This is a genomic window from Corallococcus caeni, from assembly GCF_036245865.1.
Lineage (GTDB): Bacteria > Myxococcota > Myxococcia > Myxococcales > Myxococcaceae > Corallococcus > Corallococcus caeni.
This window is the reverse complement of record NZ_BTTW01000013.1, coordinates 72542-93179: the sequence shown is the minus strand read 5'-3', so window position 1 is coordinate 93179 and position 20638 is coordinate 72542. Positions and strand designations below refer to the sequence as shown.

Below are 20638 nucleotides of genomic sequence, written 5' to 3'. Positions count from 1 at the left end.
GGTGGCCGCGCTGCTCGCGGAGCTGGACCGGGTGCTCCATCCGCTGGAGCGGGGAGAGGCGGGGGACTTCAAGGTGGATCCGCCCCTGCCTCCGTCCCTGCCAACGCCGGGTGCGCAGAGGCGGGGAGGGGAGACAGGCCGCGCGGTGAAGACCGCGTCGCCCACGCAGGGCCCCAGGTCCATGGGCCTCACCGAGCCTGGAGACGTGACAGCCCCCATGCTCCGGCTGCCTGTCCAGGCCCCGAGCCTCACCAGGACGGAGCCCCCAGCGCCCGTCCGTCGTCGCGTTCCAAGGCCCGAAGGGGTGTCGGCGAAGGCGCAGGAACCCAGACCCACGGTCGAAGCCCCAGCCCGAATCCATGAGGAGCAGCCCCGTCTCGCGAACGCGGTCCCCGTGGTCCCCAACGCTCCAGCGCCGCACACGGAAGGCGTGGAGTCACGCCCTGCCCAAGCCCTCATCCAGGAGGCTCGGGAGGCTCCTGCTCCGGATGTCACCCGGGACGTGCTCGCGAAGCAGGACGCTCCCCGGGTGCACTCCGATGTCGAGCCAGCGGTGGAGGCCCCCGCCCTCCGAAGGAACCGGGTGCCACGGCCCCCCGAGGAAAGAAACACTGAACGCCCACGGATCAGCGCAAGGCCCCCGGAGCCCTCCGCGCGTCGCCATCGGGTTGCCCGCGCCGTTGCGCAGCCTCAACAAGAGGCCTCCCCCGCAGCGCCCGGTCTGCCACCGGCACGGATATCGCCACGGCGAAGACCACCCCCCGTGCTGGACGGACTGCCTGCACCGGGCATGCGAAAGGCCCCACCGTTCCAGGACGAACATGGGCCGCGACGTCACGACGGTGCCGCCCAGCCTGAAAGGACGACCGCGCGGGAGCCCGCATCGGAGCGGAGCGTTCCAGTACAACCTGCACGCTCCCCATCACGGAGCGAGGGGCGCCCAACACCAGGGCCGGTGCACATCGAAGTGAAGACGTTGCTTCCTCCGCCGCGAGTCGAAGCATCGCCCCGACAGGAAGCGCTGGAGGAAGACCTCGCGTGGGTTGAAGCACCGGCTGACGAAATGGACACCGGTGCGCGAGCCTTCTTCGTGAACGGACGTCGCGTCACGGACCGGGACCACGACACGCTTCATCAAGCAGAACAGCGACTGCGGCGCCGGATGACCGGCCGCTCCCAATGGAGGAGGCGAGGATGAGCGGACTTCCTCCAAGGCAGCGGCTGGGACACCTGCTGCGCTCCCTCTCCAAGAACCTTCCAGGACAGCTCGACGGCCTGCTGGAGAGCGCGAGGTTCAAGGATGGCGCCGCCGCGCTCCAACGGCTGGCGGACCCGTCGCATGTGGAGAAGGCCCTGTCGCGCATGTCGCCCGAGGAGGCCGGCTGGCTCGCGGACCTGCTCACCGAGCGCTGGTCATGGATCGCCGACGTCCAGCTGGATCCCGAAGTGGCCATCGACGCGCCCGAGGAACTCTGGATCGGCGCGGAGCCCATCCGCCTGCCGATATCGCTCGCGGCGGTGGGGCTGGATGAAGGGTTCGAAGCGCTCTGGGAAGGCGCGGTGCTCCCGGGCCCGCCGTCCTCCAGGGCCACGCTCCTGGCGAGGCCGCCCGAAGGCAAGACACCCGAAGTCGCCCGCGTCCGGGCCCAGGTCCGAGCCAGCGTGAAGGGCCAGCGCTGCGTGCTCATCGCGCAGGCCCAGGTCGCGCTGAGGAGACCGTCAGTGGTGGTGAGCGACGACCGGCGCAGGCTGCTGGCCCAGGATCAGTCGGGCCGTCCGGCGGTGGGCTGCCGCCTGGAGATCGGCGCGGAAGTGCACCGCACGGGTCCCGGAGGCCTGGTGGAACTGGAGGTCCCAGCGGCATCGGGCGCGCTGCTCAAGCTGGAAGGCATCCCCGCCGGCCGCATCCCAGGAGGCAAGCCATGAAGACGATGACGCCGCAGACGCGCAAGACGCCTGACCGCAAGCCGGCCATGAACAAGTCCATCGCGCCCTCGCAGCAGCCCAAGACCGACACACCCCGGGCCCAACTGGGAAGCGCGGCCGCGGGCCCCACGATGAAGGCCGCGGCCGGAGGCAACTTCAAGGCGAAGAGCGCGCCCCGGGTCGCTGCCAACCCCAGCATCCGGATGCCGAAGAAGTAGCCCCTGACGGGCGCGGCCCTGGGCAACTGGTCCGACTGTCGGACCAGTTGAGGCGCTTCGCCTCCGGAGGAGGGCCTGCCTCGCTTCCCTGACGCGGAGCGTCGGCAGCAGGGGCCCTGGACGCATCCGCTCGGACCGTACTTCCACGCGGGATGGCTTGGCCCCCACTGAAGGTCAGGGAGTGGCCAGCACCCACAGCACGGTCCCCACAGCCGTCGCATCCACCTCGCGGCGGGAGGAACACAGCGGCTGCTCCCGTCCGCCGCAAAGCAAGCCCTCCCGCGTCCACTGCGGCAGCGAAGCCACGAGCTTCTCCACGCCCCACGGCGAGGCACGCGAAGCCCCGTCCTCCATCAGCGAATTGCCCCACGGGAACAGCCGCCCATCCGGCCCCCGAGCCGCCATCTCCCATTCGTCGCCAGAGGGCAGCCGCAGCTCCACGCCTTCGATGCGAGCCAACGCCGCGCACACCTGCTCCGCCTCGACGTGCGGGCACGGCAGGGGTTCCGCCGCGTCCCGCCCCGCCATCCCCACGGGTCCCTGCGAAGCCGCCATCGCCCACGCCGCCGCGGCCCGGCTCACGGGCACCCGTGCGACGAAGTACCCCGGTGACTTCACCCGCCGCAGCGTCCCCTCCGTCCCCAACCAGTGCTCCACGGGCGGCACCCAGCGCGCCTCCAGCCCGGAGCGGCGCAGCCGGTACGTGCCCTCCCGTTCCACCAGCGCTTCCGGCAACGACGCGGGGCGCGGTCCCGGATCCACGGGCGTCGTCAGCGCATACATGAGCAATTCGATGTCGTTCCGCACGTCCACGGGACCCAACAGCGCGCGCAGCAGTGGCTCCATCCGTTCGCGCTTCGGTGAGCCCTCCGGGGGCGGCGGCCGGCCGGCGAGCAACCTGACCACCACGTCCCGCAGGCCCGCGTAGAAATGCCGATCCAGCGGGGACGCGCCTTCCCGCGTCGACGTGGGAATGTTCGCCTCGCGCAGCGCCGGCAGCACCGCGCGGGCCTGGAGCCGCGCCGCCGCGAGCACCGCCGTCATCCGCACCTCCGCGTCCTCGTCCACCAGCGCGGAGTTCAACACCGCGTCGATGTCCGGGTTCGACGCCGCGTAATCGTGGATGAGCCAGCGCAGCACCTGCCGCCGCTGCTCCTCGCCGGGCAGGTGCGCGAACAGCACCGAGCGGTCCGGATGCGCCTCCTTCTCCGCCTTCAGCCGCTGGAACGCTTCCTCCGTCCCATCCGGAACCAGCGATGCCAGCACGCGCTCCGCGGTCCGCGACACGCTGAACTCCGGATGGAACCGCAGCGCCGCCACGCGGTCCAGCGACGAGCGCTCGCGCAGCGCCTCCGTCGCCAGCAACCCCAGCAGCACCTCCCGCGTCTCCGACGACGTCAGCAGCGCCGCCAGCGCCGGAGCATCCAGCACCGGCACCGCCTTGCGCACGGCCGCCCATTGCCCCACCGCATCCCGGCCAGAGAACTCCAGCACCCGCAGCCGGAGCACCGGGTTGAACGTGTAGTGCAGCGAAGTGTCCGTCCCCCGGTGCACGTACACCGCGAGCTCCGGCTCACCGGGGAGGATGGGAGGCGTCTGGCTCTCCGACTGGAGGAACCACCCCAGCGACGACAACACCCCGTCCATCGCCTCGAACGAAACCTCCGGCCGCGCGACGAGGGCAGGGGAGCGCATCAGGCCGGCCTCACGCGCGCATGCAACGACTCGCCCACCCGCGCCACCGGCCGCCCCTCCACGCCCACAAAGTACGCGCGCGCGGCCCACACCAGGTCGCTCCACGAAGCCCGCTCCGCGGCCTTGTTCTTCGGGAAGCCCTCCACGTAGGACTCCCACGCGGGCCGCACCGCCTCCGACGGAGCCCGGACCTTCATCGCCGTCGCCAGGTAGCGCACGAAGCCCTGGACGTTGAAGCCGAACTGCTCGCCGGGCGTGAGCGTCGCCGGGAGCTTCCCGCCCCCCACCAGCTTCGCCGCCAGGTCCGGTTCGCCCAGACACAGCGCCACCAGTCCGCAGCGGTACAGCAACAGCTCGTCCTGCTTCTTCACCGTCTTCGCGATGGCCTCCAGCCACGCCTTCGCGGGCGAGGCCTCCACCAGCCCCTGCGTGGCCCCGCAGGCCTCCGCCGCGTTCACGAAGGACAGCACCTGGATGGCGACGCGCGGGGGATCCACGGACTCGAAGAGCCGTCCGGCCTGTGTGAGCGCGGGCTCGCACATCGGCACCAGCGGCTCCGCCGCCGCTCGAGCCTCCTCAGCACCCGTCAGCACGATGAGTGACGCCAGCACGTCCGCCAGCGTCCGCAGGTGCGTGACCGGCGTGTTCGGCTTCGCCAGCGCCATCGCGGTGAAGCGCTTCATGAGCTCCCGAGCGTGGGTGTCCTCTCCCCAGTCGGAGGAGAAGAGCCCTGCCCACGTGCCTGGAGCGCTGTTCGAGGACTCGGCCATGTCATCCCGCCTTACGGTTGCTTCCGCTGCTGGAAGACGGCCATGTGGCGGTTCCACAGGGCGCGGTGCGCATCTTTGACGGGCGCCGCGGCGCGCTGCAATCGCTCGAAGAGGCCACCGTCCTCCGCCTCTTTCCGCAGCTTCGCGACGAACTTCGTCTCCGCCTTCAACCCCGCGTCCTTGCTCCGCTGGAGCCGCGCCAGGTTGCTCGCCTCCCAGGCCCCCAGGTCGAGCTCGCGCGCGAGCGTCAGCAGCGTGTCCACCTCCGCCTCCGTGCGGGTGAAGCGCTCCAGGAACCGCTCCACCGTCCCGTAGGCCTTCTTCTCCTCCGGCGCGCCGGCCTCGGTGAGCAGCAGGCTCTTGGCCACGCCCACGTCCAGCTTCGGGATGCTCCGCAGGGGCGCGTCACAGAAGGGGCAGGCGGACGGCTCCTGGAGGACGGTCCGCCGTCCTCCGTCCAGGTCCACCTTGTTGTGGACCGTGAACGAGGAGCCGCACACGAAGCAGGTGACGGTGGTGGAAGGGGCGACGCGCATGTCGGAACCTCATCATGGAGGAGGCCAGTTGGGCGGCAAGAGATCGATGACGCGGCGGCCGAAGCTCTCCGCGTCCGTTTCAATGGGCTGCCGGAAGTACCGGGGGTTCCCCGGCCCGTAGTAGTGGCCGCCGGAGCCGGGCAGGTTGCGCCACCACCGGCGAGAGAACGGATGCGACTGCCGGCCCAGCGAGTACTGGTAGGCCTGATACGCCTGATAGTAGTGGCGCGACTCGTGGACGGCGGTGCCCACCGCGTCGCCCACGCCCAGGTTCTCGTTGATGACGATGACGCCCCGCCGGTTCAGGGGCGAGAGCCGCCCCTGGGGCGTCATGTGGAAGTTCCACTCCATCCAGCCGTAGTCCCCCGCCGGCAGGTTCTGGAACTGGACCCGGGGACGGCGGGATTGGGGGATGCCCAGCGCGTCCATGGCCGCGCCCACCGACTTCTTGAGCGCCTGCTGCCGGTCGCGCAGCGACAGCGTGCCGAACGTCGCGGGGTCCAGCTCCGGGATGGCCTCCAGCCCCGCCTGGAGGTCGCGCATCTGCGCCAGCTCGAAGGGCTTGAACCGGCGGCTCCTCCAGCTGCGTGACACGGTGATGTCGAAGTCTCCCCAGCCCAGCACGTTGCCGGTGGGGCCAAGCGTGCGCACGCGCTTCGCGGCCTCGAACGGCTCGGTGATGCGGGCGATCTCCCCCGGCTTCACGTTCGGGTCCAGGCTGTGGATGAGGCTCTTCAGCTCGTTGGGGTCGATGTTGTACTGCGCCAGCAGGCCCGGCTTGCGCTTCGTGCCCTTGAGGGCCTTCTCCACCTTCTCCAGCGCCTTCATCGTGGGCTTGACGCGGCCCTTGTGCAGCGCGGCCTTGAAGTCCTTCATCAAGGCCTCGATTTCGGCGCGGGCCGCGGCTCCCTCCGGGATGACCGCGTGGACCAGGGACAGCTTGCGCCACGCATCCGCGATGCGCTCGACGCGGCCCACCAGGTCCCGGCCCGGCGCGGGCATGGGCGTCTTCGGCCCGATGCGCAGCTCGATGGAGAGCTGCCATTCGTCGATGGCCTTGCCCAGGGCCTCCAGGTGCGCGGGCCCCAGGCCGTGCGCCTTCGCCCAGGCCAGGTCGGTCAGCTTGTCGCGCAGCTCGTCCAGGTTCTGGCGGAGGTTCTCTCCCACCGCGGTGAACTTCTCGAGCGTCGGAGCATGGCCGCCGCCCTTGACCTCCACGACGTGGAGCTTCGCGGTCTTCGGATCCGCGGCGTGGTCGAACTCGACGATGATCTCGTCGAAGCCGCTGCCCTGCGCCTCGCCCAGGGGCTTGAAGTCCAGCCGCCGGAACTTCTCCGTCGGGCCCAGCGGGTTGCCGAGCACCGCCTCCGTCATCTTCTTGGACTGGATGTTCTCCAGCTCCCCGCCGGCCTCGGTGGTGAGGCTGCCGCGCACCTCCCAGCGGTTGCCGGAGCGCTTGGACATGATGAGCTGGAGGTATTCCTTCTCCCCGTTGACGCGCGTCACCTCCACCAGCTTGTAGTAGCGGCTCTCCGTGGTGCCGGGCTTGATCTCCTCCCACGCCGGGCCGATCTGCGCCACCGTGTCCTTCGAATCCAGCTTCAGCGTCGTGCGCTCGCGCTGCGCCTGGTCGAAGACCTGGCGCTCCGCGCCCTCGATGAACGGGTCGTCCTTCAGCGGCGGCGTCTTCGAGAACGGGCCCACCTCCGGATGCGCGGCGTGCTGCACGGTGTTGGGCCAGGCGTCATTGGCCCGGCCCGTCTGCAAGACGACCGGCTCCGTGTCCGTCACGGTGAGCACCGGCGCCTGTTGCTTCTTGCCGCCCGCGCGCTTGCGCGCCGCTGTCTTCGCCGTCGGGGGCTTCTTGGCGAACAGGCGCGGCGGTTCGTTGAGGTACTGCGGCTTCGCGCGCACGCCCTGGCCGAACTCCGCCAGGTCCAGGGGCGTGAAGGCGTCCACCTCCTTCATCCGCTGGCGCAGGTTCTCCAGCGTCTTCTCGCCCTGCTCGATGCGGCGGGCCGCCTCCGCGGGGTCCATGGACACGCCGCGCTTGCCCTCCAGAGAGGCCAGCAGCGACTCCTGCGCGTCGATCTCCAGAAGCAGCTTCTTGCGGTAGAGCTCGAGCTGCTTCTCGATGGGCAGCTGGTCCCAGTGCCGCAGGGCTGTTTCGTCCAGCGACTTGACCAGCTCGCGCGTCGCCTTGTCCTGGCGCTGGAGCAGGTGCAGGCCCTCCTCGCCCAGGTCGGACAGGTCCGCGCCCGCCTTGACGACGATGGTGGGCTTGCCCCGCCGGAACATCGTGACGGCCTGACCCGTCTTGCTGCCGGTGAGCGCCTCGAAGTCCGCCTCGGAGACCAGCTCGATGGGCGTGTTCGCGAAGGCCTTCCGCTGCGCGGGCGGGATGTGCTCCAGCAGCTCCTTGCGCATCGCGCGCTGGAGCTGCTTCCTGTCGAAGTCGCCGGACATCTGCTTGAGCAGGCTGTCGTCGAACTCGCGCAGGAACTCCTTCATGTTCCCGGCGGGGTTCTCCGCCTTCCACTTCTTGAAGAGCGTCAGCCGCTCCTTGGGCGTGCCCCGGAAGTAGAGCAGGTCGCCGGTGCGCGGCGGCACGTGGGGCTTGGAGATGCCGCCCAGCGCCCCCAGGCCGCCGGCCATCACCGCGCCCGGTGCCGCCTGCAACGCGGTGCCCGCGAGCACGTTGAAGAGGGCGTTGCCACCCTTGTAGTTCTGGTCGTTGAGGACGTTGCCCAGGAACGCGGAGGGCACGGACTGCACCAGGCCTTCGGCGCCCTGGGCCAGGCCGTGCGCCGTCACCCGCGCCAGCATCCCGCCTTCCTCCGCCATGCGCGCCAGGAACCCCAGCTTGAGCAGCTTCGTGCCCATGCCCGCGGTGGCCGCGGCGGTGAGCGCGTCCACGGCGCCCACGCCCGCGTCGGTGGCGGCCTCCTCCCAGCCGTAGGCGCTGCCCTTCAGGGCGGCCTTGGTCAGCATCGTCACGGCGGCCGTCGCCACCGCCGTGCCCACCAGCACCGGTGTGCTGGCCATGAACGCGCCGAACGCGGCCCAGAAGCCCGCGCCCACGGGAGGGGCGAAGATGCTGACGATGACGCCGATGATGACCACCACCGCCATCACCACCGCGGTGAGGACCGTCACCAGCCGGTCGGTGATGAAGTCCACCTGCTCGCGGTGCATCTGCACCGACTCGTCGGCGTACTCGCCCTGGCGCTGCACGCGCTCGGACTTCTTCTCCCAGTCCTCCTGCCACTTGCGCAGCCCGTCGGCGGTGTAGTTCTTGTCCCCGGGCTTGGGGCGCATCCGCTCGTGCCGCTCCAGGGCGGACACCTCGGCGTCCAGCGCGGACGCCTGGTCCAGCACCAGCTGGTACTCCGAGGACGCCATGCCGTTGGTGGAGCGCGCCTCGAAGTGCACCCGGCGCCAGGCCCGGTCCGCCTTCTCGCGGGGCGTGACGGGCTCGCCGTAGTCCACCATGTCCAGGATGTCGAAGGCCTCGCGTCCGCTCAGCTCCTCGTCGATGCGCGCGCGGAAGCGCTCGAAGGGCGTGCGCGTGTCGCCGGGGTCGGCGGGGTGGTCCTTCGCCCACTCCTCGGCCATGGCCTGGATCTCCGCCTTCGTCTTGCCGGCGAAGACCTCCTTGAGCGCGTCCTCGTCCGTGCCCACGCCCTGCACGGCGTACTGAACGATCTCCGCGTCGGTGAGGTAGCCCTTCTGCAGGAGCGCGGCCACGGCGTCCCGGTCCGCGCCGGACGTGTCCATCAGGACGGCCTGCTCGAACGTGGCCTGCAGGTGCGTGCCTTCCACGTAGGCGGCGTCGTACTCGGCGGCCAGCGCCTTCATGTTCGCCGGGGCGTTGGCCTGGGCCTTCGCCTTCGCCTGGACGTCCACCTCCTTGCGTTCCTTCGCGATGCGGGCCTGGACCTTCTCCGGGCTCCACTTGTCCAGGAACTCCACCTCGCTGATGAGGCCCTTCCGGCGGTCCTCCTCCGTGAGCGGGCCCTCGCTGGCGGGCTTGACCTTCGCCTCGTCCAGCCCCCGCTCGATGTCCATCCGCTCCTGGATGTCCAGGTAGCCGTCGCGGCGCGCGTCGGCGATCTGCCGCTTGCCCTCCGCGGACATCGCGTCGCGGATGATCTTGTCGTCCGCGTAGAAGATGCTGGTGTGCTCGATGTGGATGCGCGCCGCATCCACCTGGAGCCCCTTGTCGTCGCGCAGGCCCTCGATGAGCTTGAGCTCGTCGCCCTGCATCTCGTCGTGGAACGCGGCGCTGAGCGCGCTCTCCCCGGCGGTGCGCTCGGTCCAGTCCTTGCCGTATTGCTTCTCATACGACGCGTCGATGGCCTGGTTGCGCTTGAGCAGCTCCGCGCGGAACGTCTTGGAGTCCCAGCCGTACTGCTGCGCGTCGGCCTCCGTCTCCTTGCGGATGCGGTCGTAGACGCCCTCGATGGCCTTGCGGTCGGTGCCCAGGCCGAAGAACCAGCTGCCGCGCATGGCGCGGTCCATCTCGATGGCGCGCGCGTCCTCGGTGCGGCCCTCCACCAGGGCGTGCATCTCGTCCACGTCGTGGGTCTTGAGCGCGCCGCTGCGCAGCTCGTCGTCCATCTTGGTGACGAGGTCCCGGCCGTACTTCGCCTGGTAGGCCTTCTTGATGGCCTCGATCTGATCCTGCGTCTTGCCGCGCAGCAGGTTGAGGATGGCGTCCTCGTCCGTGCCCCAGCCGGTCCCGAAGAAGGTGCCCTCCATGGCGTCGTCCAGCTCCACGGCGGCGGCCTTGGCGGCGTTGCCGGAGAGCAGGGCCTCGGCCTTGTCCCAGTCGTGCGTCGTGGTGCTGAAGAAGTCGTCCAGCTCGCTCTTGAGCCGCTCGCGCAGATCCTCGTCGTGCTCGCTCTTGTAGAGGACCTCGATGTAGTGGCCCTGCAGCGGGTTGAGGTTGGCGAGCGCGTCGAAGATCTTCTTCTCGTCCGTGCCCCACTGGTCCACGCCCTCCCAGACCTTGAGGCTGATGTTGCGGGCGCGGTTGCTGAAGAGGGGCTCCTGCTGGTCGACGACGGTCTTCAGGCGCTCCAGGTCGGTGGAGGCGAGCAGCTCCTTCTCCAGCGCCTCCATGAGCGGCTTCTTGCGCTGGCCGATGATGCGCACGGCCAGGCCCTCCGCCAGCGCCTGCACGGGGTCCTTGCCGCCCTTGCCGTAGTAGGAGAGCAGGATGGCCTTCTGCTCCTCGCTGAGGGCGTTGTTGCTCTTGATGGCCTCCTCGTCCAGCGCCTCGCCCTGGCGCAGGCGCACCTCAGCGAGGAACAGCATGTTCTGATCCAACGACGTCTTGTTCTCCGCCGCGCGCGCGGTCTCCCACGCGCGGCTCTCGTCGTGGGCGGCGGCCAGCCAGTCGATGATCCACCCGAGCAGCCGGTCCCAGAAGCCGCGCTCGTAGCCGATCTGCTTCGCGTGCCAGTCGCGGATGACCTCCTTGGCCTCCTTGCCGGCGCCGCGCAGCTCCGTCTGGTAGCGCTCGACGCTCTGGTCGATGTCGCGCTTCGCCTGGGCGACGACGGCGCCAATCTCCTTGCGGCGGTCGTCCAACCACTTCTTGGTGGGGCGGTACGCCTCCGTGGCGGCCTTGAGCTTCACCGGATCATCGCCGGCGTCCTTCTTGAGCTCCCACTCGTCCTGGAGGGCGGCCAGCTCGTAGGCGCGCATCTGGTCGGTCGCGGCCTTGGCGAAGGCATCCTTGAAGCGCTTGCCGTTCTGGTCGTACCGGACGACCCAGTTGCCCACCTTGGTGTCGACCGCGGCGATGAGGGCGTCGCGCTTGCGGCGGGCCTCCGTCAGGTCGACGCCGCCCTTGATGGCGGCGGCCTTGGCCTCCGACTGCGCGTCCAGTGCGGCGCGCATGCGCGACAGGGAGTCGGCGAAGGTCTTGCCGCTGTCCGCCAGGCTCGTCTTCGCGTCCTCGTGGGCCTTGCTGAGCGTCTCGGTGGTGGCGGTGTGCGAGTCCACCAGCTGCTTGCGGCGGGCCTCCACCTTCGCGTCCAGGTCCTCCTTCTTGATCTGCGCGGCCTCCGCGACGCGCTGGAGCTCCGCGGCGAAGATGGGCCGCTCGGCGGTGACGAGCGCGATGCCCCAGGTCGCGTCCAGGCCGCCCGGGACATACGCCTCGCGGGCCTTCTGGACGGAGGCGTCCGCGTACTTGTCCGGGGCGGCGAGCAGCCGCGCCAGCACGTCGCCGATGTCCACGCGCGCGAAGTCGGGGACGTTGATGGGCGCGGGCGCGGCCTGTTCCAGGACGGTGAGGCCCTTCGCGGGCTCCTTGGGCTGGGCCTTCGCCTTCTTCTGCTTGTCGGCCGCGGCGGTGATCTTCTTCTGGAGGAGCGTCCAGTCCTTGAGCTTCTCCGGGTCGGTGGGCTTCGGGCCGCCGGGCTTGTAGACGATGTCGCCGAGCGGGCCCTTGATGAGCATGTGCCCGCCGTCGTCGCGCATGAGCTGCGAGCCGATCTCCGGCACGTGGCCCAGCGGAGTCTTCTGCAGGTCGGGGAGCTTCGCGTTGCGGACCTCCAGCTTTCGCTCGCACTTCGCGTCCACCAGCGAGGAGGCCTTGCCGGTGGGGTCGTCCGGGATGGCGGGCAGGTCCTTCGGCTGCTTCGCCGGGGTGATGGCCTTCTTGCCCTCGTCCTCCAGTTGCTTGAGGCGCGCGGCGCGGACCGCGTTGGGGTCCACGGCGGCCTGGATGATCTTGAACGTGTAGCGGGGCGCGGGAGGAAGCTGGGGCTCCGGCACCTTCGCCGTGGTGCCGGCGATGCGGCCCTTCCATGCCGTGACGGGGTCCGCGCCCTCGCTCGTCGCCGGAGCGGCGGGGATGGGCGCTGCCGCGACAGGCGCTTCCGCCGTGGGCGCGGGAGGTGGGGCCGGCAGCGGGGCAGGGGGCTCCACCGTGATGGCACCCGTCGGATCCGGCGCGGCTTCCAGTCCCTGCTGGATGCCCTGGACGCCCTGCGCGTGGGCCTCGGCCAGCTGCTTCTGCGCGTCCATCGCGGCCGGAGCCACGGGGACCGCGAGCGTGGGACGCTCCTCGGGAATGCCCGTGTCGACCGTGGCATCCGTCTGGATGGGAGGAGGCCTCGCGACGGCTCCGGGCCCCGCGCCACGCGAGGCCGGGCGGATGACGATGCGGACGTCGCCCCTCGCGGACAGCGCGGAGACCACCGTGTCGATGCGCGCGGCCTCGTCCATGCCGCCGGGGGCCGTTCCCGCGGGGATGGCGGCGGGCTCGGGCGTTGGATCCGGCGTGGCTGCTTCACCGCCCGCGCTGGGCGCATCGATGGTGGTCTCCGGCGGGGGCGCGCCGATGGGCGACGTGCTGCCCCCCAACCCTCCTGCCTCGACGCTTCCATCGAGTGTTACCGGGCCTCCCGTGAGCGTGCCGAGCTCCAGCGGGGTGGGGCTCGCGGAGGGCGTGAGATCGGAGGCGCGGGCCTCGGCCAGCCGCGCGGCCAGGTCTCCGAGCTGATCCGCGGAGCCCGGAGGCAACACGGACGTGCGCGCCGCCGCACGCCGCCGGGCGTCCTCCTCCTGCTGCGCGAGGGTCGCGGGCTGGGACGCACCCGCTGGCTGCGCGAGCCCGGTGTTCGGCCGCGGCGCGAGCCCGTGGATGCCCAGCTCCGCCTCGACGGCGCCGGGCGTGGACAGCAGCGCGACCTCCGGCGGGTGTCCGGCGCACGGCTCGAAGAGGTGCGAGCGAGGACCGCCCAGCGTCCGCCACGCCGGGTCGCTCCAGCGGCGCTCCTGGTCGCGCGCGGCCTCGCGAAGCACGGGCCCATGCAGGGCCGGGGACGCGCCCTTCAGCGACGCGAGCCGGGCCGCCAGCTCGCGCGCGGGATTGGAGGAGGCCGGGCCCCGGGGAACGACGCCCGGTGCACGGGGCAGGGCCGAAGTGGACGAGGGTGTGCGCCCGGAACCCTTCCGGATCGAGGCCTTGGCGGACGCCTTCGAGCCCTGTTCACGGATGCGCACGGACCCCCCCGCACCATCAGTGAAGGGGACGCTAGGTCATCTCCACGTCCAGCACCAGGGAGGCCCGGATGGGATGTCCATGACTGCTCCAGAAGCGGTGGAGCAGGTCGAAGTCGTAGCTCTCCTGGACGCGAGGCGTGAGCTTGCGGCCATCCAGCTCGTGCGGAAGGCCGCGCGCGAGCAGCCCATGCAGCACGCCGAGCAGCTCGTGTTCCTCCTCCGCGCGGTTGGACCACGCGGAGACGATGAAACCCAGCCGCAGCGCGCCGTTCTGCGTGACGGCCAGCCGGTAGAGCGCGAGCGACACGGCGGGCCGCTTCCCCGCGAGCGCCTCCCGGGTGGGAGAGCCGTGGAGGATGTGGACCTCCTTGAGGAAGTGTTGTCTCAGCTGCGTGTCCAGCGCCTCCTGGAACACCTCCGCCACGCGGCGCAGCCGGGTCCCCGCGTCCGAGGGAGCCTCCGCCTCCGGACGCCGGGAGAGCCGGCCCAGCTCGTACAGCTCCAGGGCCACGGCGCGCTCCAGGTGCTCCTGGGCCAGCGGCGCGCCGGCCTGTTCGGCGAGGAAGATGGCCTTGAGGGCGGCGTTGCGGATGTCGCCGCCTGCCAGCCGGTGCCGCTGCGCGAGCCCGGCCAGGTCGAGCTGTCCCGTGCGAGGCACGCCCTCCGGGAGCATCAGCTCCCAGATGCGGCGGCGCTCCTCGACCTCGGGGAAGGGGAACTCGATGCGCGCGTGGAACCGGCGCAGGAACGCTTCGTCGATGGCGGTCTGGAGGTTGGTGGCCAGGATGATCAGCCCGTCATGGCGCTCGATGCGCTGGAGGAGGAAGCCGACCTCCAGGTTGGCGAAGCGATCATTGGCGTTGCTCACCTCCGTGCGAGCGGAGAACAGCGAGTCCGCCTCGTCGAAGAACAGCACGGCGCCCGCGCGCTCGCCGTGGGACAGCACCTCGTCGATGTTCTTCTCCGTCTCGCCCACGTACTTGCTGACGAGCCGCGACAGGTCGACGACGTACAGCGGCCGGCCCACCGCATGCGCGATGACCTCCGCGGCCAGCGTCTTCCCGGTGCCGGAGCGTCCGGAGAACAGGGCCACCGGGCCGGTGTTCAGCCGGAAGCGGCGCGACAGGCCCCGCTCCTCGGCGACGCGGTCGCGCTGGGCCACGTAGAACAGCAGGCGCTCCAGCGCCGCGCGGGTCGTGTCGCGCACCACGAGGTCCGCGAACGTCCGCGACGTCTCCAGCCGGTAGCCATGGCGCAGCGGCACCTGCACCAGCCGCGACGCGGCGGCGCGAAGGGCGTCCGCATCACCTCCTGGAGCGGAGTCGAACACGCGGCGGATCTCCTGGAGCCCGCCCCGGAAGCCAGACGCCAGCCGTCCCGCGTCCGCCTCCGTCAATGACAGTCCACGGGCCCGGGCCTCCTCCATCCACAGGGCCCGCCGCTGGATGAAGCCTGGCGCGGGCGCCTCGTGGTGCGGCACGGCGACAGGCTGCGCGGAGTCCGCGAGCACCAGGGCCCGCCCGCCGAACCGCTGGCACAGGCCGGACAGCGTCTCCGTGACGGACAGCGCCAGCCCCCGCTCACACCCGGACATGTCCAGGGCCATCAGGGCACCACGCACGGAGGCCAGACGCCAGAGGGCCCGGGCCATGGGCGCGGGCTCCAGCGTGCCCGCCCACCGGGCGACGACCAGCGGCACGCCCGCCTCCGCGGCGAGCCCCAGCGCCACGCCCAGGCGTTCACCCTCGCCATGCACGACGCCGAACGTCCCCGGCGCCGCGTGCTCACCGGACGGCGGGGAGTCCGCGCCATGCCACTCCAACGGGAGGTCGCCCAGCACGGAGGGACGGGGCAGTTCCAGCAGGGCCTCGCGGACCTCCGGAGCCAGGTCCACGGGCCGGAGCATGGGCGGAAAGGCGCCCGCGCCCGTCTGCAACAGGCCGCCTCCCACGAGCAGCCCGCTGTCGGTCAGCGACGCCATCAAGCGCTGCGCGCGAGCCGGCGTGCGGCCCAGCACGGTGAGCAGCAGGCGCTCCACGTTCCAGCCCTGCGCCGTCTCATCCTGGAGCACGGCGAACAGGCGCGGGTAGCGCGGCTCCAGCCACGCCGCGAGCAGCAGCAGCAGCGCCTCCTCCTCCACGGTGTCGACGCGCAGCGAGGCCCGCAGCCGGGCGAAGGGCAGGGGAGGCGAGGCGCCCAGGAGCGGCTCTTCCGCGAGCGCGGTGCTGAAGGCCAGCTCCGCCGCGGAGGGGCGCACGGTGGTGCGCACGGCATCCCAGCCACTCTCCTGTTCACCCCGAAGCTTCGACGCGCGGGCCTCCTCCAGGTCACACACCTGGACGAGCAGCGCATCCAGACGCCTCAGCGTCTCCCCCCACAACGGATCCATGGGCGCCTCCGGCCGGACAGCATACGGGCGGGCCGGCGGATCCGGCCATCCGGGGGTCCCAGGGGCGGTGCCACTGCGTTGGTATTCCGCCAATGGATTGGAGGAAGTGCTGACCGGGTGGCGGGGCGGGTGGTAGAGACCGGCACATGACTCAGAGCGGTACTGAAGGGGTGTCGGCCCTGGAGTTCCGGGAGGCGATGTCCCGTTGGGCGAGCGGGGTGGCGGTGGTCTCCGTCCGGGACACGGACGGGGTCGCGGCGACGACGGTCAGCTCCTTCAGCTCGCTCTCCCTGACGCCTCCGCTGATTGTCCTGTCGCTGCAGCAGTCCTCCCGCACGCTCAAGCGCGTGGAGGCTGCCCGTCGCTTCAGTGTGAGCGTGTTGTCCACCTCCCAACGCGACGTGTCGGTCCGCTGCGCGAAGGGGGAGGCCGAAGGCCTGGTGTTCGACGAAAGCGCCTTCGTGCAGGACAGCCTGGTGGGTCTGGCGTGCGCTTTGTTGGATGTGCACCGTTACGGCGATCACCTGTTGCTGGTGGGCCGCGTCGAGCGCATCCAGCGGGGAGCGGAGGCAGAGCCGCTGCTCTACTGGAACCGGGCGTATCGCGCGTTGACGGCGCACCCGGAGCCAGGGCCCGCCCCGAAGTCGTGAAACCGAAGACGAACCTCACGTAACCCAGAAAGGACGTACCCGATGCCCTTCACGCTGCCCGAGCTTCCGTACAAGAAGGACGCGCTGGCCCCTCACATGAGCGCGGAGACGCTGGAGTACCACCACGACAAGCACCACGCGGCCTACGTCAACAAGCTCAACGAGCTGACCGCGGGCAAGCCCGAGGCCGCGAAGTCGCTGGTGGAGGTCATCCTCAGCAGCGACGGCCCCGTGTTCAACAACGCCGCCCAGGTGTGGAACCACACCTTCTTCTGGAACTGCATGACGCCGACCAACGGCGGCGGCAAGCCGACGGGGGAGGTCGCGGAGGCCATCAACCGCGACTTCGGCTCCTACGAGGAGTTCAAGCGTCAGTTCGCCGACGCCGCCGCCACGCAGTTCGGCTCCGGCTGGGCGTGGCTGGTGCAGGACAGCAGCGGCAAGCTGTCCGTGATGAAGACGGCCAACGCGGACCTGCCGATGAAGCACGGCAAGAAGGCGCTGCTCACCATCGACGTCTGGGAGCACGCCTACTACATCGACTACCGCAACGCGCGCCCCAAGTTCATCGAGACCTTCCTCACCAGCCTGGTGAACTGGGACTTCGTGAACCAGAACCTGAAGGCCGCGGACGTGAAGTGATGTGAAGCAAAGGGAACCGCGCGGCCCGGCATGGTCCGGAGCGGCGCGGTTCCTTGAAGGGCTGTGACTGTCATTGACCGGAGGGCCTTGCGCCGGCCAATCCCTCTACCAGGAACAGCCGTGAGAGCGCCTCGCTGTAGCTGTAGGCGTAGGACTTTCCGTCCGCGGAGAGCGCCAGCGTCATCACGGAGATGAGGCCCGGCGTGTTTCCCTGGGCGGGGACGGTCAGGTGCGGCGTGCTCACGCCGGTCCTCACGTCGACCCTGGAGACCTGCACCGGGAGCGAGACGCGCCGCAGGTAGAGGGCTTCTCCGCTCGCGTCCCAGCCCACCACGTTCTGGCCCGTGAAGCGGCCGGGGACGGTGCTTCGCGCCTCACCCGCCGGGGAGAACACGCGGAGGTTTCCTTCCGCATCCACCGCCGCGAGCCGTGAGCCGTCCGGGGAGATGGCGGTGTCGAAGCCCGTGCCCTCCGGCGTGATGGGCGTGGGGGCTCCGGCACCGGGCTCGAACACCCACAGGCGGGCGCGATGGCCCTCCTCGCTGGCGCGCAGGAGCAGGCGCTTCCCATCCGGGAACCAGCGCGCGGTGAGCACCGTGGCGACCGGCGCGAGCGACAGGGGACGCGGCTCCCCGGCGCCCGTGGGCAGCAGCAGGTACTCCATCCGCTTGCCGTAGCGGGCCGTCAGCACCTGCTTTCCGTCCGGAGACAGCGCCATGGGGAGGCCATCTCCCAGGCGGACCGGAGGGGCGCCATCGGTGGTCCGCAGGTAGGCCCCGTAGGTGGGGCCCTCCACCTCCGCGCCTTCCACGAAGATGAGCGTCCGGCCGTCGCGGGACATGTCGGTCATGAACGAGGAGTCCGACCACGCCAGGTCGCGCTCCGCCCCCGCCTGCCCGAACGCGAGCCCGGTGCGGATCACCGGGTGGTCCACCAGGACGGTGCCCTCGCTGGAGATGTCATGCAGCAGCATCCTCCCGGCGATGCGGTCCACTGGCCGCAGCGCGCCTCGCAGGTCGACGGCGAGCAGCTCGGAGTCGGCGCCCGTGCGGGAGGCGGTGAACCAGACCTCGCGTCCATCCGGAGCCCACGCGAGCCCGCGGACGCTCGCCCAGTCCGCGGAGAGCTCCCGGGGCGGGCCTTCCTTCTCAAGCACCCAGACCCCGCCCCGGTCGTCCTTCGGGTGCGCGTGGAACAGGAACGCGATCCGCGCTCCGTCAGGCGACACGCGCGCGTGGCTGATCCACCCCTGGGACTCGAAGCGCACCGTGCCGGGAGGCTGCTCCAGCCGGAAGTTCTCGCCCACGCGGCGCACCACCGCGAGCGGTCCGTCGCTCCGTCCCCAGTCCGCCTCCAGCACGCCGTCGAGCACGGCCCTCGGCGCGCCACCGCCCAGCGGCATCAGGCCCAGCGTCCCGCTGCCATGGTCCGCGTCGAAGAAGCGGGGCTCGAGCAGCACCGCCATCTCTCCGCGTGACGACGTGGCGAGCACGTCCGCGGGAGTTCCCATCGGCTGTGACACCGGACGTTCGGTGCGCGCGCTGTAGAGCTCCGCGCGTCCTCCCTCCCACGCCGCGCCATAGAGCAGCGTGTGTCCGTCCGCGGAGAACCGCGCGTTGAGCACGTGGCCCCGGCGGAACGTGACGGGGCGGTACGTCGGGCGCGACGCCTGCACCGCTGGCGCTGCCTGCCCGCGTCCGAGCACCAAGACTCCGGCGGCCACGCACAGCAGCACGGCCGCCGCGGCCGCGAAGAGGGCAGGGCGGGGGAGCGGGCGCCGCCGCACGGCGAGGGGCGCGCCGCGCGCCGCGATGGACTCCAGCGCGAAGGCCAGGTCCTGCGCGGACTGGAACCGGTCCCCCGGGGCCTTCGCCAGACAGCGCGCGATCACCGTCCCCAGCGCTCCGGGCAGCACGGGCGGCTCATCGCGGAGCGTGGCGCTCATCCGCTCCACCGGGCTGTTGCCGCCGAAGGGGGCCTGGCCGCTCACGGCCTCGTGGAGCACCGCGCCGAGCGAGAACACGTCCGCGCGCGCGTCCACGCCCTGTCCGCGGATCTGCTCCGGCGCCATGTAGCCGGCGGAGCCCACCACCGCGCCGCTCTGAGTCAGCGCGGCGTCCTCGGTGCGCTCGGTGAGCCGCGCCAGGCCGAAGTCGAGGATCCGCGCGCTCCCGTTCGCGCAGAGGAAGATGTTCGCGGGCTTGAGGTCGCGGTGGATGACGCCGCGCGCGTGCGCGGCCGCCAGCCCCTGCGCCAACTGGATGCCCAGCCGCGCCACCTGCTCCAGCGGCAGCGGTCCCCGCATCAACCGCGTCCGCAGGGTGACGCCCTCCAGCCACTCGGTGACGAGGTACGGCACGTCCTCGTGGGTGCCCACGTCGAACAGGGCGAGCAGGTGCGGATGGGACAGCGCCCCCGCCGCGCGGGCCTCCTGCCGGAAGCGCGCCAGCCGCTCCGCGTCCTGGGCGAACCGCGCCGGGAGCACCTTCAACGCCACGTCCCGCCCCAGCCTGCCGTCGCGCGCCCGGTACACGTCCCCCATCGCGCCACTGCCCGCATGTTCGACGATGACGTACGGCCCCACCTGCTCCCCCGGGCCGAAGGCTCGCGGAGGGTCCGCCTCCGCGAGCCGGCCCTCCGCGTGCCACGTCGCCGCGACGGCCGCGATGAGCGAGCCGCAGCCCTCACAGCGTGAGAGGTGGGCCTCCGTGAGGGCGCGCTGCTCTGGCGGCAGGCGGTCCTCCACGAAGGCGAGAATCGTTTCCTCGGAGGGACATCCCGACATGGTGGGACGCGACTCTAGGGGCGTTCGTGCTCAGGGCAGAAGTGGGGGCACGGCGACCCGGTACGCGCGGAAGGGCAGGGCCGGCGTCCCCGGCGTGCCGAAGAGGAAGCCCATCTGCGACTCCAGCACCCACGCGCCGTCCTCGGTGAGCGCGGCGGCGGTCGGCTCCACGAACCCGTTGGCGAGCACCTCCTTCGTACCGGCGCCTTCACCCAGCGTCACCATGGAGGCCCGACCGGCCGTGTTCTCCACGACCAGCAGCCGCTGCGAATCCACCCACTCCAGCCCGTCCGGCGTCTCCAGGGCGGGCGTCACCGGGAGGGTCACGGGCGGCGCCGCGCTGCCATCCGCCTGGATGTCGATGGAGAACAGCGTGCCCGTGTCGCTCTTCACGACGTAGAGCCTGCTCGCCCCGTCGTAGGCGATGCCATTGAGGGTGAAGGCCCCAGGCTCGGAGGGCGCGAACGCGTCATCCGAGGCCCAGGTGGTGAGCTCCGTCCCACCGGCCGCGAGCCGGACGATGATGTTCGCGTACGAATCCGTCGCGTACACGTTGCCCGCGGCGTCGACGGTCACGTCGTTGCAGAAGCCACTCTCACCGGGCATGGGGTGGCTGGCCTTCTGCTCGCCCGTGGAGAGCGCATACGCGGCCAGGTGCGAGGGCTGCGCGGGCGGAAGCAGGTCGTCGTAGGTGCAGGCCCAGAGCGTGTCGTGCGCCTCGTCCACCGCGAGCCCGTAGACGCCGAAGGCGGGACGGCCCGGGACGAAGACCTCCGCTCCCAGCGCTCCCGGCTTGACGCGAGCGATGGCGCCCGTGCCCAGGCTGCCCGCGTAGAGCGTGCCGTCCTTCGCGGCCGCGATGCCCTCCGGATAGAAGTCTTCGCCGGGCCACTGCACTTGCGTCAGGCCGGAGTCGGGGGCCTCCGGGAACGGCTCGCAGGCGGAGACGGCGGCGGCGAGGGTGACGACGGACAGCCAGGAAGGGATGCGCATGGGCTTTCCTCG

At 71.2% G+C, this 20638-nt stretch carries 11 protein-coding genes; 4 read left to right on the top strand and 7 right to left on the bottom strand.

Annotation, left to right across the window (positions count from 1 at the left end):
- Nucleotides 1-1194: 1194 nt before the first annotated feature.
- Both AABA78_RS36655 and AABA78_RS36650 read left to right on the top strand, forming a co-directional pair.
- The gene (locus tag AABA78_RS36655; RefSeq protein WP_338270130.1) at nucleotides 1195-1926 is read left to right on the top strand and encodes a hypothetical protein; all 732 of its coding nucleotides are present in this window, start codon (nucleotides 1195-1197) and stop codon (nucleotides 1924-1926) included.
- Nucleotides 1923-2144 carry a hypothetical protein gene (locus tag AABA78_RS36650; RefSeq protein ID WP_171420255.1) on the top strand — a complete coding sequence of 74 codons (222 nt, stop codon included), beginning with the start codon at nucleotides 1923-1925 and terminating at the stop codon, nucleotides 2142-2144. The genes AABA78_RS36655 and AABA78_RS36650 overlap by 4 nt, the downstream gene beginning before the upstream one ends.
- 174 nt (nucleotides 2145-2318) lie before the next feature.
- Here the strand turns inward: AABA78_RS36650 and AABA78_RS36645 are convergent, their stop codons facing one another.
- The 5 genes from AABA78_RS36645 to AABA78_RS36625 are packed head-to-tail and all read right to left on the bottom strand — an operon-like array spanning nucleotide 2319 to nucleotide 15556.
- The gene (locus AABA78_RS36645; protein WP_338270129.1) at nucleotides 2319-3839 is read right to left on the bottom strand and encodes a formylglycine-generating enzyme family protein; all 1521 of its coding nucleotides are present in this window, start codon (nucleotides 3837-3839) and stop codon (nucleotides 2319-2321) included.
- Complete coding sequence (locus AABA78_RS36640) at nucleotides 3839-4609, bottom strand: hypothetical protein (protein ID WP_338270128.1); 771 nt, start codon at nucleotides 4607-4609, stop codon at nucleotides 3839-3841. The genes AABA78_RS36645 and AABA78_RS36640 overlap by 1 nt, the downstream gene beginning before the upstream one ends.
- Before the next feature lie 11 nt (nucleotides 4610-4620).
- Nucleotides 4621-5145: a hypothetical protein gene (locus AABA78_RS36635; protein ID WP_338270127.1), complete on the bottom strand. Its 525-nt coding sequence runs from the start codon at nucleotides 5143-5145 to the stop codon at nucleotides 4621-4623.
- Between the two features lie 12 nt (nucleotides 5146-5157).
- Entirely contained in the window at nucleotides 5158-13167 is an 8010-nt protein-coding gene (locus AABA78_RS36630) for a hypothetical protein (protein ID WP_338270126.1), read from the bottom strand.
- Between the two features lie 31 nt (nucleotides 13168-13198).
- Nucleotides 13199-15556: an AAA family ATPase gene (locus AABA78_RS36625; RefSeq protein WP_338270125.1), complete on the bottom strand. Its 2358-nt coding sequence runs from the start codon at nucleotides 15554-15556 to the stop codon at nucleotides 13199-13201.
- 146 nt (nucleotides 15557-15702) lie between these two features.
- Here AABA78_RS36625 and AABA78_RS36620 point away from each other — a divergent pair, with 146 nt between their 5' ends.
- Both AABA78_RS36620 and AABA78_RS36615 read left to right on the top strand, forming a co-directional pair.
- Nucleotides 15703-16206, top strand: a complete 504-nt coding sequence (locus tag AABA78_RS36620; protein WP_338270124.1) for a flavin reductase family protein — start codon at nucleotides 15703-15705, stop codon at nucleotides 16204-16206.
- 42 nt (nucleotides 16207-16248) lie between these two features.
- The gene (locus AABA78_RS36615; RefSeq protein ID WP_338270122.1) at nucleotides 16249-16848 is read left to right on the top strand and encodes a superoxide dismutase; all 600 of its coding nucleotides are present in this window, start codon (nucleotides 16249-16251) and stop codon (nucleotides 16846-16848) included.
- A gap of 70 nt (nucleotides 16849-16918) precedes the next feature.
- Here AABA78_RS36615 and AABA78_RS36610 read toward each other — a convergent pair whose 3' ends face one another.
- Both AABA78_RS36610 and AABA78_RS36605 read right to left on the bottom strand, forming a co-directional pair.
- The gene (locus tag AABA78_RS36610) at nucleotides 16919-19633 is read right to left on the bottom strand and encodes a protein kinase domain-containing protein (RefSeq protein WP_338270121.1); all 2715 of its coding nucleotides are present in this window, start codon (nucleotides 19631-19633) and stop codon (nucleotides 16919-16921) included.
- Between the two features lie 30 nt (nucleotides 19634-19663).
- Nucleotides 19664-20626, bottom strand: coding sequence for an SMP-30/gluconolactonase/LRE family protein (locus tag AABA78_RS36605; protein WP_338270119.1), 963 nt, complete (start codon nucleotides 20624-20626; stop codon nucleotides 19664-19666).
- Nucleotides 20627-20638: the final 12 nt, after the last annotated feature.

Excerpts from the sequence above, each read along its gene's own strand:
- AABA78_RS36655 (WP_338270130.1), top strand. The coding sequence starts at position 1,195 with ATGAGCGGACTTCCTCCAAGGCAGCGGCTGGGACACCTGCTGCGCTCC.
- AABA78_RS36650 (WP_171420255.1), top strand. The coding sequence starts at position 1,923 with ATGAAGACGATGACGCCGCAGACGCGCAAGACGCCTGACCGCAAGCCG.
- AABA78_RS36645 (WP_338270129.1), bottom strand. The coding sequence starts at position 3,839 with ATGCGCTCCCCTGCCCTCGTCGCGCGGCCGGAGGTTTCGTTCGAGGCG.
- AABA78_RS36640 (WP_338270128.1), bottom strand. The coding sequence starts at position 4,609 with ATGGCCGAGTCCTCGAACAGCGCTCCAGGCACGTGGGCAGGGCTCTTC.
- AABA78_RS36635 (WP_338270127.1), bottom strand. The coding sequence starts at position 5,145 with ATGCGCGTCGCCCCTTCCACCACCGTCACCTGCTTCGTGTGCGGCTCC.
- AABA78_RS36625 (WP_338270125.1), bottom strand. The coding sequence starts at position 15,556 with ATGGATCCGTTGTGGGGGGAGACGCTGAGGCGTCTGGATGCGCTGCTC.
- AABA78_RS36620 (WP_338270124.1), top strand. The coding sequence starts at position 15,703 with ATGACTCAGAGCGGTACTGAAGGGGTGTCGGCCCTGGAGTTCCGGGAG.
- AABA78_RS36615 (WP_338270122.1), top strand. The coding sequence starts at position 16,249 with ATGCCCTTCACGCTGCCCGAGCTTCCGTACAAGAAGGACGCGCTGGCC.
- AABA78_RS36610 (WP_338270121.1), bottom strand. The coding sequence starts at position 19,633 with ATGTCGGGATGTCCCTCCGAGGAAACGATTCTCGCCTTCGTGGAGGAC.
- AABA78_RS36605 (WP_338270119.1), bottom strand. The coding sequence starts at position 20,626 with ATGCGCATCCCTTCCTGGCTGTCCGTCGTCACCCTCGCCGCCGCCGTC.